This is a genomic window from Mycolicibacterium sp. TUM20985 (genome assembly GCF_030295745.1).
Lineage (GTDB): Bacteria > Actinomycetota > Actinomycetes > Mycobacteriales > Mycobacteriaceae > Mycobacterium.
The window spans coordinates 3,681,250-3,692,456 of record NZ_AP027291.1 but is presented as its reverse complement, the minus strand read 5'-3'; the positions used below and the strand labels follow the sequence as shown (position 1 = coordinate 3,692,456).

At 67.3% G+C, this 11,207-nt stretch carries 9 protein-coding genes; 5 read left to right on the top strand and 4 right to left on the bottom strand.

Features of this window, described 5'->3' with window-relative positions:
- Positions 1 to 2: 2 nt before the first annotated feature.
- On the bottom strand, positions 3 to 1,565 hold the full coding sequence (locus QUE68_RS18130) for an amino acid permease (protein ID WP_284231058.1): 1,563 nt from the start codon (positions 1,563 to 1,565) through the stop codon (positions 3 to 5).
- Between the two features lie 247 nt (positions 1,566 to 1,812).
- Between QUE68_RS18130 and QUE68_RS18125 the strand changes: the two genes are divergently transcribed.
- From QUE68_RS18125 to QUE68_RS18105, 5 genes are read left to right on the top strand one after another with little or no spacing between them, the layout of a single operon-like run.
- Complete coding sequence (locus QUE68_RS18125; protein WP_284231056.1) at positions 1,813 to 3,162, top strand: glutamine synthetase family protein; 1,350 nt, start codon at positions 1,813 to 1,815, stop codon at positions 3,160 to 3,162.
- Positions 3,143 to 3,928: a gamma-glutamyl-gamma-aminobutyrate hydrolase family protein gene (locus tag QUE68_RS18120; protein ID WP_284227509.1), complete on the top strand. Its 786-nt coding sequence runs from the start codon at positions 3,143 to 3,145 to the stop codon at positions 3,926 to 3,928. The genes QUE68_RS18125 and QUE68_RS18120 overlap by 20 nt, the downstream gene beginning before the upstream one ends.
- Entirely contained in the window at positions 3,925 to 5,292 is a 1,368-nt protein-coding gene (locus tag QUE68_RS18115) for an aldehyde dehydrogenase family protein (RefSeq protein ID WP_284227507.1), read from the top strand. The genes QUE68_RS18120 and QUE68_RS18115 overlap by 4 nt, the downstream gene beginning before the upstream one ends.
- A complete protein-coding gene (locus QUE68_RS18110) occupies positions 5,293 to 6,066 on the top strand; it encodes a 3-oxoacyl-ACP reductase (RefSeq protein WP_284227506.1) in 774 nt (257 codons plus the stop codon). It abuts the gene before it with no gap.
- 12 nt (positions 6,067 to 6,078) lie between these two features.
- The gene (locus QUE68_RS18105; RefSeq protein WP_286274222.1) at positions 6,079 to 6,804 is read left to right on the top strand and encodes a FadR/GntR family transcriptional regulator; all 726 of its coding nucleotides are present in this window, start codon (positions 6,079 to 6,081) and stop codon (positions 6,802 to 6,804) included.
- Positions 6,805 to 6,811: 7 nt separating this feature from the next.
- Here QUE68_RS18105 and QUE68_RS18100 read toward each other — a convergent pair whose 3' ends face one another.
- The 3 genes from QUE68_RS18100 to QUE68_RS18090 form a co-directional block, all read right to left on the bottom strand.
- Complete coding sequence (locus QUE68_RS18100; protein WP_286275859.1) at positions 6,812 to 8,299, bottom strand: HD domain-containing phosphohydrolase; 1,488 nt, start codon at positions 8,297 to 8,299, stop codon at positions 6,812 to 6,814.
- Between the two features lie 206 nt (positions 8,300 to 8,505).
- Positions 8,506 to 10,227, bottom strand: coding sequence for an ABC transporter ATP-binding protein/permease (locus QUE68_RS18095; protein ID WP_286274221.1), 1,722 nt, complete (start codon positions 10,225 to 10,227; stop codon positions 8,506 to 8,508).
- A 64-nt stretch (positions 10,228 to 10,291) separates the two neighbouring features.
- A complete protein-coding gene (locus QUE68_RS18090; protein WP_286274220.1) occupies positions 10,292 to 11,098 on the bottom strand; it encodes an adenylate/guanylate cyclase domain-containing protein in 807 nt (268 codons plus the stop codon).
- Positions 11,099 to 11,207: the final 109 nt, after the last annotated feature.

Sequence of the window (11,207 nt, the reverse complement as noted above, 5' to 3'; positions counted from 1 at the left end):
CGTCAGACGGGGTCGGCGACCTCGACCTGCTTGATCGGACCGGTGAACCACTTCTTCACCGACACGTGCCAGTAGATGAACAGCAGTACCAGCACGGTCCCGACCAGAATGGGGGTGTAGTTGACGTACTTCCACTCGAACCCGGGATCCCACGGAGTCCCCAGGTTGGACGTGGGGAACAGCGCGATGATCGAGGTGACGATGATCTCGACGAGCGCGACCGGCGCCATCCACTTGTGGTGTCCGCGCAGATTCCACTTGCCGACGGGGAACGAGTCGCCCGCCTTCCAGCGGTAGTAGATCGGCACGGCGAAGCAGAGATAGAGCCCGACGACGCCGATCGACACCACCGCGAAGAACGCGACCGGAACCGGTGCGCCATTGATGTCCACCTCGACGAGGGCAGGCAGCGTGATGATCGCTGCCAGCGCCGCGGTGATCATCACACCGTTGGCGGGGATCTTGTTCTTGCTCACCTTGGACCACAGCTGGTGCCCGGGCACCGCCCGATCGCGGCTGAAGGCGAACAGCATCCGCGACGCGCTGGTTTGGCAGGCCGTGGTGCAGAACAGCTGGCCCGCGGTGGAGATCAGCAGCACGATGCCGACCCACTTGGAGTCCATGGCCTGGGCGAAGATCACCGCGACCGCGCCGCCGCCCGACGTCACCTCGTCGACGTCCTGAACGGCGAAGAGGAACGACAGCAGCAGGATGTAGCCACCGATGGCGGAGTAGAAGATCGACCGCCAGATGCCCTTCGCCGCACCGTTGGCCGCGCTGAGGGTCTCCTCGGAGAGATGAGCGGACGCGTCATAACCGGTGATCGTGTACTGGGTGAGGATCGCCGAGATCGGCAACACGAAGAACAGGAAGCCGACGCTGGACGTCTCACCGCCGAAGAAGCCGGTGTTGTTGACCGTGGTCCCGAAGACCGTGCTCAAGCTTGCGTGCTGCTCGGGAATGAGGAACAGGATCGCGATGACGATCGTGGCACCCGCCACGTGCCACCACACCGACACGTTGTTTATCACGGCGAGCAGATGGCTGGAGAAGATGTTGATCACGGCAACCGCGACCAGGATGATCAGGAAGATGATGAACGTCCTGGTCAGGCTGTAGCCGGCGAGCCAGTCCTCGCTGAAGGTGCCGAGCGTGAGGTCGAGGAACGTGGCGGCACCGTAGGCCACCGACGCCAGGATCGCGATCAGGCCGATGAGGTTCAGCCAGCCGGTGTAGTAGCCCGCCTTCGCACCGCCGAGCTTGCTGGCCCACCAGTAGATGCCACCGGAGGTGGGATACGCAGACACCAACTCGGACATGCAGAGCCCGATGACGAGGATGAAGGCCGCCACGATGGGCCAGCCCCAGGCGATGGCTGCGGGTCCGCCGTTGTTCCAGCCGAGCCCGAAGGACGTGAAGCAGCCCGCCAGGATCGAGATGATCGAGAACGAGATCGCGAAGTTACTGAAGCTGGACCAGGTGCGGTTCAGCTCCTGGGTGTAGCCGAGTGATGCAAGGTGTTTCTCGTCGTCGGACAGTTCCGACAGATCTTGACCCTCTGGCACGACGTTCTCCTTCTCGGGGCAGCGCTCGATGCGATCGGCGGGCAGAAGCGCAGCCACCGGGGGGTGTCCACGCTCACTGAGTAGGCACAATAGAACGGCAATGGACTTGTGTCCTACCTTTGGACGTGACGACCGTGTAAATCTGTGAGCGGAATGCCCGGTGACGCGAATCCAATGGTTGACTTCACGTCATGCTCGTCCGCTTCGAGAGGCAGGGAACGTGACCAAGGGATCCGATCGACCGGGGATGCTTCAGCTGTCCGAGTTGGAGACGCTGGTGGCCGACGGCGACGTCGACACCGTCATCGTCGCCTTCACCGACATGCAGGGCCGGCTGACCGGCAAACGGATCTCGGCTCGGCTGTTCATCGATGACGTCGCCGCCCACGGTGCCGAGTGCTGCAACTATCTGCTGTCCGTCGACGTCGACATGAACACCGTCGACGGATACGCCATGTCGAGCTGGGAAGCCGGCTACGGCGACATGGTGATGACGCCGGACTTCGCCACGTTGCGCAAGCTGCCCTGGCTGCCGGCTACCGCGCTGGTGATGGCCGATCTCGGCTGGCATGACGGCAAGCCCGTCGGCCCCGCGCCGCGGGGAATCCTGCGCGCCCAACTCGACCGGTTGGCGCAGCGGGGCATGGCGGCCGTCGCGGCGACCGAGTTGGAGTTCATCGTCTTCGACGACTCGTACCGGGACGCGTGGTCGAAGGGGTACAAGGGCTTGACCGCCGCCACCGACTACAACATCGACTACGCGATGCTGGCGTCGACCAGGATGGAACCGCTGCTGCGCGACATCCGGAACGGAATGGAGGGTGCGGGGCTGTACTGCGAGGGCGTGAAGGGCGAGTGCAACCTCGGTCAGCAGGAGATCGGGTTCCGTTACGACGACGCGCTGGTCACCTGCGACAACCACACGATCTACAAGAACGGCGCCAAGGAAATCGCCGATCAGCACGGCAAGAGCCTCACCTTCATGGCGAAGTTCGACGAGCGCGAGGGGAACAGCTGTCACATCCACCTCTCGTTCCGTGGAACGGACGGGTCGGCAGTCTTCGCCGATGACGACGATCCGCTCGGCATGTCGCCGATGTTCCGCAGCTTCGTCGCCGGCCAGCTGGCCACCCTGCGTGAGTTCACACTGTTCTACGCGCCAAACATCAACTCCTACAAGCGCTTCGTCGATGGCAGCTTCGCGCCCACCGCCGTGGCATGGGGGATGGACAACCGCACCTGCTCGCTGCGCGTGGTGGGTCACGGGCACGGCATGCGGATGGAGTGCCGCGCCCCGGGCGGCGACGTCAACCAGTACCTGGCCGTCTCCGCGTTGATTGCCGGCGGTCTGTACGGGATCGACCAACAGCTCGAGCTGCCCGACGCCTGTAGCGGTAACGCGTATACCAGCGGCGCGGAACGGCTTCCGACGACGCTCGCCGAGGCAGCTGAGTTGTTCTCCGCCTCCACGGTGGCGCGTGAGGCCTTCGGCGACGAGGTCGTCGAGCATTACCTGAACAACGCCCGCATCGAGTTGAAGGCGTTCAACTCGACGGTCACGGACTGGGAGAGGCGTCGTGGTTTCGAACGCCTCTAGGCCCGTCGTGGGGTTGACGACGTATCTGCAGCAGGCGCAGACCGGGGTGTGGGACGTGCGGGCGAGCTTCCTGCCCGCCGTGTATGTCGAGGGTGTGACCTCGGCAGGCGGCACTGCCGTGCTGCTTCCGCCGCAGCCGGTGGACGACGCCGTCGTCGCGCGCGTGCTCGACGGTCTCGACGGCCTGGTGATCACCGGCGGTCGCGACGTCGATCCCGCCACCTACGGTCAGGAGCCGCACCCGAGCACCGACGAGCCGGCCCGCGATCGTGATGCGTGGGAATTGGCCCTGGTGCGTGGGGCTTTGGCGCGCGAGTTGCCGCTGCTGGGAATCTGCCGCGGCGCCCAGGTGCTCAACGTCGCGCTGGGGGGCACCCTGCATCAGCATCTGCCCGACGTCGTCGGCCACTACCAGCATCAGCTGGGCAACGCCGTCTTCAGCACCTCGTCCATTCAGACGGTGCCCGGCACCCGGCTCGCCGCGCTGATCGGCACGGGCACCGAGGCCCAGTGCTATCACCACCAGGCCATCGCCGAGCTCGGCACCGGGCTGATGGCCAGCGCATGGGACCCGGACGGGGTGGTGGAGGCCGTCGAGATGGCTCCCGGGGCGGGCGGAACATCACGCGATGCCTTCGTTCTCGCCGTCCAGTGGCATCCGGAGGAGCGGCTCGACGACCTGCGGCTCTTCGCCGGTGTGGTCGAGGCTGCCGCGGCGTACTCCACCAGAATCACCGAACCGACGAGAGGAAGGGAAACAGCGTGAGCACGTCGACACTGATCAATCCGGCGACGGAGGAGGTGCTGCGCACCGTCGAGCAGCTCGACGTCCCCGCCGTGGACGATGCGGTCGCGCGCGCCAAGTCGGCCCAAAAGCAGTGGGCCAGGTCGGCGCCCGCCGAACGCGCCGCTGCGCTGCGGTCCTTCGCCGCAGTGGTCGACGCGCACGTCGACGAGCTCGCGGCGCTGGAGGTCGCCAACTCCGGGCACGTGATCGGCAACGCCGAGTGGGAGGCTGGACACGTCCGCGACGTTCTGCAGTTCTATTCGGCGAGCCCGGAGCGACTGTCGGGCAAGCAGATTCCCGTCGCCGGTGGGCTCGACGTCACGTTCAACGAGCCGCTCGGCGTGGTCGCCGTGATCGCGCCGTGGAACTTCCCGATGACCATCGCGTCATGGGGCTTCGTCCCCGCGCTCGCGGCGGGTAACGCCGTGCTGGTCAAACCCGCCGAGATCACGCCGCTCACCACGATGCGGCTGGCCGAACTCGGCCGTGAGGCAGGTCTGCCCGACGGACTGTTCCAGGTGCTGCCCGGCAAGGGGTCGGTGGTGGGGGAGCGGTTCATCAGTCACCCCGACGTCCGCAAGATCGTCTTCACGGGTTCGACCGAGGTGGGCGTGAAGGTGATGGCGGGCGCCGCTCAGCAGGTCAAGCGGGTGACACTCGAACTCGGTGGCAAGAGCGCGAACATCGTCTTCGACGATTGCGATCTGGAGAAAGCCGCCGCCACCGCGCCGTACGGCGTCTTCGACAACGCCGGGCAGGACTGTTGTGCCCGCAGTCGGATCCTGGTCCAGCGCAACGTGTACGACCGGTTCATGGAGCTCCTCGAACCCGCGGTGAAGGGCATGGTCGTCGGCGATCCTTCGGCACGGGACAGCGAAATGGGGCCCTTGGTGTCCAAGCCGCACTTCGACACCGTGTCGTCGTACGTGCCGGACGACGCGCCCGTCGCCTTCCGGGGCTCCGCGCCGACAGGTCCCGGATACTGGTTCCCGCCAACGGTTCTCACCCCGCAGCGCACCGATCGATCGGTCACCGAGGAGATCTTCGGGCCGGTGGTCACCGTGCTGCCCTTCGAAGACGAGGCCGACGCGATCGAGCTCGCCAACGACAGCCCATACGGCCTGTCGGGGTCGATCTGGACTGACAACCTGTCACGGGCCATGCGGGTGTCGCGGGCCGTGGAATCTGGCAACCTGTCGGTCAACTCGCACTCGTCGGTCCGCTACAGCACGCCGTTCGGCGGTTTCAAGCAATCGGGGCTGGGGCGTGAGCTCGGTCCCGACGCGCCGCTGCACTTCACTGAAACCAAGAACGTCTTCTTTGCGATTACGGAGGAAAACTAGATGGATCTGACCCAACGGCTGGCGGGCAAGGTCGCGGTCATCACCGGCGGTGCCAGCGGGATCGGGCTCGCGACGGCCAAGCGGATGAGGGCCGAGGGCGCGACGATCGTGATCGGCGACATCGACCCGACCACCGGCAAGTCCGTCGCCGATGACCTCAACGGCACCTTCGTCAAGGTCGACGTCTCCGACCAGGCCGCCGTCGACGCACTGTTCGACACCGCGGCCGAGGTCCACGGCTCGGTCGACATCGCCTTCAACAACGCCGGCATCAGCCCGCCGGAGGACGACCTGATCGAGGTCACCGGCATCGACGCGTGGGACCGGGTGCAGGACATCAATCTGAAGTCGGTGTTCTTCTGTTGCAAGGCCGCGCTGCGCCACATGGTCCCCGCCCAGAAGGGATCGATCGTCAACACGGCGTCGTTCGTCGCCGTGAACGGATCGGCGACGTCGCAGATCTCCTACACCGCCTCCAAGGGTGGCGTGCTGGCGATATCCCGGGAGCTCGGCATTCAGTATGCGCGGCAGGGCATTCGGGTCAACGCGCTGTGCCCCGGCCCGGTGAACACGCCGCTGCTCCAAGAGCTGTTCGCCAAGGATCCCGAGCGCGCCGCGCGCCGGTTGGTTCACGTGCCGATGGGCCGGTTCGCCGAGCCCGACGAACTCGCCGCCGCGGTCGCGTTCCTGGCCAGTGACGACGCGTCCTTCATCACCGGGTCCACGTTCCTGGTCGACGGGGGCATCACCGGCCATTACGTGACACCGCTGTAGCCGCGCCGCCACATGACCACCTCCGCACCGGATCCGCCGCCCGCCAGCGAGGCGCTGCTGCGTCCGGTTCGGCTGGGCAATGCGTTCGAGGACACCGTCGGCAGGCTGCTGGAGACCATTCGGCTCGGCGTGCTGGAACCCGGCGAATCGCTGCCCCCGGAACGCGAACTGGCTGCTCGACTCGGTGTCAGCCGCGACACCGTCCGCGAGGCCATCAGGTCGTTGTCCGACGCGGGGTACCTGGTATCGCGGCGGGGCCGGTACGGCGGCACCTTCCTCGCCGAGGATCTGCCCGCCCCGAGCGCCGACGGAATCAGGTTCAGCCGCAACGACATCGACGATGCGCTGCGGCTGCGCGAGATCCTGGAGGTGGGCGCGGCGCGCATGTCGGCGGGTCGCACGCTGACCGCCGCCGAGCGCGAGACGTTGTGGACCAGGCTGGCGGACGTCCGGGCCGCCTCGCTGGAGGACTACCGCCGGCTTGACTCCCGGCTGCACCTGGCGATCGCCGAGGCCGCAGGCAGCCCCTCGCTGGTGCCGTTGGTCGCGGAGAACCGCATGCGGCTCAACGAACTGCTCGACCAGATCCCCTTGCTCGCCCGCAACATCGCCCACTCCAACGAACAGCACGAGGCGATCGTGATGGCGATCCTGGCAGGGGACGCCGAGGGTGCCGCCGCGGAGATGACCGCGCACATCTGGGGTTCGGCCGCGCTGCTGCACGGCTTCCTGGACTGATCGGCGGTCACGACCCACCCGCGCCCGCGGGCAGGCTAGCCAACCCGAGGTCTATGGCGGCCAGGCTGGCCTGCGTGCGGTTGTTCACGCCCAGCTTGGTATAGACGTGTTCGACGTGATTTCCCGCCGTCTTCTGGGAGATGAACAGTTCGGCGGCGATCTCCCGGTTGGACCGGCCCCGTGCGACGAGCCGCAGGACGTCGACTTCGCGGGCGGTGAGACCTGCCGGCCACGGCGTCCGTCGCGACACCCGGTGCCCGGCGACGGCCAGCACGGCCTGTACGGACTCGGCGTCGAGGCGCCCTTCCCGCGCGTGCCTGCGTAGTTCCTCGGCCGCTCCGCCCGGGTCGGCCGCCGGTCGGTGCGGGCGCGGCTCGAGCATTCCCTGATAGGCCTCGGCCGCCGCCAGCAAGCGGTCCTTGACGTTGAGGTCGGCGCCGGCGAGCCCGCGCGGAAAGCCCGACCCGTCGATCCGCTCTCGATGCTTGGTGGCGATGGCTGCGACCGACTCCAATCCGCCGACCCGGCTGAGCACTCGGCCGGTCAGGTACGAATACATCCGTAACCGCTCCCATTCGGCCGCGCCGAGCGGCCCCTTCTTCTCCCAGATGCGATTCGAGACGCCCATCCTGCCGAGGCCGTGCACGAGCGCGGCCCTCTTGAGCTCGGTGGTGTCGGCTGCCGACATGCCGAGGTGTCGGGCGGCCGCGACGACCAGGGAGGCGACCCCGCGCGAATGACCCAGCGAGAAAGGACATTTCAAGTCGACGAAGTCGCCCATTGCCGCAAGCAGGTCGTCGACATCGCCGTCACTGAGGGTCACGTCACGATCGGGTGCCTGGGCCAACGCGGCGGTCCACACGTCGACCTCCAGCAATCCGTCGACGATGGCGGCGAGGTCTTCCTCGACGACGGCCACGACGTCTGGACTGAACTGAGTGCCTCGCCGCGAACGCAGTACTTCGGATACCCGCTCCAGCCCACCGGTGCGCAGGTGCACCTCCACCACGTCGGCAACGTGGACGATGTGGATGCCGATCGGGATGTCCTCGCCGCGAGCACGACTGGGCAGCCCCCGGCCATCCCAGCGCTCGAACACGAACCCCAGCGCACGGGTGACGTCCTCGTCCAATCCCATCCGATCGGAGAGAACCCCGGCGGAACTGCAGTGCGAATGAATCAGATTGGCCACCGCGTGGCGGGCGGACGTCAGGAAGGCGATCGACCGGACGCCGCGCTCCCACCACGGCGATTCGCGGCCGACGTGACTAGCCATCAAGCGCAGGAACGAGAGACCGGTCATGTCAACCGAATACGTGTCGGCGCGGAAGGCGATGTCGTCACCGAACAGATGCGCGAGTTCGTGGGAGTCGGCATGACATCCGATCCAGCCCACCAGGTTGGCGTAGTAGACCGTGGCGCGTTCCCGGGCGTCGAGGCCCATTCGCTCGGCGATCCTGGCGGCGATCAGCGATGACCGCAGCATGTGCTCCATCGGCTGGCCGAGTCCGAGGTCGATCGCCAGGGACGTCGCGGCCAACAGTTCGGCTCGGCGCGGCCCACTCGCCGCACGGCGCCGCGTCGGGATCGCAGCCACGACGCCATTGTGTACCCGAAGGAGTGGATCGCACCGCGTTTGTCCGGGTGCACGGCGGGCGGCGATGCGCGCACCCGCTACGTGGGACGCCGTGAGCAGGTCCGTCATCGTCGGACTGCGCCCGTGCGGGTCCGCCGGTCGAGCACCCAGACGGTGGCCGCCAAGAGGCCCACCGCCAAGGCCGACAAGGCCGATAGGCTGGCGCCGTTGCCGCCGTCGAAGGTGTCGGCGTACGCCGACATCGCCCCCGCGGTGTTCGTGTAGCGGTCGAGGTCGAGGGCCCGGCCGAGCGCCTGGAACGCGTGGCGGTTGGACAGGCCGAGGCTCATCCAACGACCGGGGGCGGCCATGTCTCCCACGGGGACGATGGCGCCGCCGAACAGAACCTGGGGGAAGCACAACATCGGCAGGGCGAGAGCGGCTTGCGCGGTGTTGGAAACCGCCGCCGAGGCCAGCAGGCCCAGCGCAAGCGCTGACGTGGCCTCGATCAGCATGGTCGTGAACAGCAGCGCGTACACGTGCCACCCGAGGTCGGGTAGGCGGCCGAGCGCCAGGAGCACGCCGAGCAGGACGGAGCTGACGCCGGCGAGGACCGGGAACAGCGCGGCGACCTTGGAGGCGACGTAGGCGCTGGTGCTCAGTCCGGCGAGCCGCTCCCTTCGGAAGACGGCCAGCTCACCGACGATCTGGAGGAGGCCGTAGGTGAGACCGAAGAAGAAACCCGCGAAGGCGATCCAGAAGGTGATCTGGGCCTGGCTGACGTCCGCAGCGTCGTGGGACTCGAACGCACCGCGCTTGAACAGCGTCGCCATCATCGCGGTGATGAGGACGGGCGAGCCCAGCAGCACCGCTAGGGTGAGCCGGTTGCGCAGCAGAACGTCGACGTTGCGTCGGGTGAGCAACCACCATTGCCGAAGCACGTTGATGCGCTTCGTCGTTGACCTCGGTGGTGCGACGGGTGCCACGGCGGGCCGGGTCGTGGAAGGCTCGCGGACATCGGCGAAACGCCGCGCCCAGATCGCGGGTGTGTCCTCTCCGGCCAGCCGGCCATACACCTCGGCGAGATCGTCCACGCCGAAGTGACGACGCGCCTCGGCCGGGCTACCGACGAACGCCAGGTGACCGTCGCGCGCCAAGAAGACCACCCGATCACACCGGTCGATCCCGGCCGGCTCGTGCGTCGTGAGGACGATGGTGACGCCACGGCGGCTGAGCGTATGGAGTAGTCGCATCACGTCGGCCGCCGTCGACGGGTCGAGTCCGGACGTGGGCTCGTCGAGGAAGAACGTCCTCGGGTGCGTCAGCAGTTCCACGGCGATACTGGCCCGCTTCCGCTGTCCACCGGACAGCGCCCGGATCGGCACCTCCGCGGATGCGGTCAGGTCGAGGTCCGACATGGTGGTTTCGACGATGCGGTCCGCAGCGGTTTCCGAGGTGCCCGCGGGCAGTCGTAAGCGTGCCGCGTAGCGCAGGGTGCGGCGCAGGGGCATCTCGAGGTGGATGATGTCGTCCTGCGGGACGTAGCCGATGCGGGTGTCGCCGCTGGGCCGCGTGCCGGAGGGCACCCCGTCGTGCAGAACCGTTCCCGCGCTCGGGGATTGCAGCCCCGCGAGGATCTCCAGCAGGGTGCTCTTGCCCGCGCCGCTCCCGCCGGCGATGGCGACCAATTCGCCAGGACGCACCGTCAACGACATCTCGTGGAGGATCTGGCGCCCGCCTTCGCGTCGGCCGACGTCGACGGCGTCGAGTCGCCCGCCGCCCGTGATCGCATGATCGGACCGTTCGACGGTCGGTGTTCGCAGTGCTCGGTGAATTGGTTTCGTCATGAGGCGATCATTGGCGGACCCGGCCCACCGTCGCATGGGGCGTTCACCCCAACTAGCGCGGCACTTAGGGCGAGACGCTGATTCGGCGTGCAATCACGGGTTCGGCCTTGCCCTTGAGGCTCAGCGAGATGGTCTCGCCGTCGTCTATGCCGGCCGTGCGGGCAACGTCGTCGGGCATGACGACCTCGCCGCCGGCCGCGTGGCTCTGAAGCCGGGCCGCAGTGTTCACGACGTCACCGATTGCGGTGAAGTCACGGATCTCGCCATCGCCGACGATGCCGACGTATGCCGGGCCCACATCGAGACCGATGCCGACCTCCAACCGGGAACCTCTGCGGGACCGGCGGTTCTGGGTGCGAAGAATGGTGAGGGCGTCATTGACCATGGCATCGACGTACCTGCCGTCGGAGGTCAACGGCGCGAAGTAGAGACCCATCACGGAGTCGCCGATCAACTTGTCGATGATCCCGTGCTGCACTATCACCTGCGTGAGCTCGGAGTAGAAGCGATTGAGGCGGGCAGCCATCTCATGGGGTGCGAGCGTCTCGGCGAGCGCGGTCGAATTGCGGACGTCGGCGAACAAGACGCCGACGGTCAGCGTGGCGCCACCCTTTGGCGCCGTTTCGAAACACACCTCGCACCAGCGGGGATTCTTCCGCGACGGGCTCTTGCCGACCCGTCGCATCAGCCAGCCGCCGATGCCGGCGAAGGGGTTGCCACAAGCCTCACAGCGCGGGGCGGACGGCAACCGGGAAACGAGCCGCACCCCACGCCGGACCCTGGCGTGACCGAAGTAGTCGTAGAACTGCGCCCACTCGTCCGCACTGGTCTGCGCGCCCGTCGGACGCGGGGGCGTGCGCCTGTTTGGCATGCTGCATTCTCCCACCGCGTGACGCGGCGATAGCCGTTTCGGCCAGCCGGGCCGAGACACCCGGTGAAAACAGGGGATTCACCCCATGACCGTGGTGCGCGCAGGAGTC

What these genes read in the sequence shown, in the direction of transcription:
- QUE68_RS18125 (WP_284231056.1), top strand. Translation starts at nt 1,813, where the DNA reads ATGCTTCAGCTGTCCGAGTTGGAGACGCTGGTGGCCGACGGCGACGTC.
- QUE68_RS18095 (WP_286274221.1), bottom strand. Translation starts at nt 10,227, where the DNA reads ATGACGAAACCAATTCACCGAGCACTGCGAACACCGACCGTCGAACGG.
- QUE68_RS18090 (WP_286274220.1), bottom strand. Translation starts at nt 11,098, where the DNA reads ATGCCAAACAGGCGCACGCCCCCGCGTCCGACGGGCGCGCAGACCAGT.
- QUE68_RS18100 (WP_286275859.1), bottom strand. Translation starts at nt 8,299, where the DNA reads ATGGAGCACATGCTGCGGTCATCGCTGATCGCCGCCAGGATCGCCGAG.
- QUE68_RS18105 (WP_286274222.1), top strand. Translation starts at nt 6,079, where the DNA reads ATGACCACCTCCGCACCGGATCCGCCGCCCGCCAGCGAGGCGCTGCTG.
- QUE68_RS18110 (WP_284227506.1), top strand. Translation starts at nt 5,293, where the DNA reads ATGGATCTGACCCAACGGCTGGCGGGCAAGGTCGCGGTCATCACCGGC.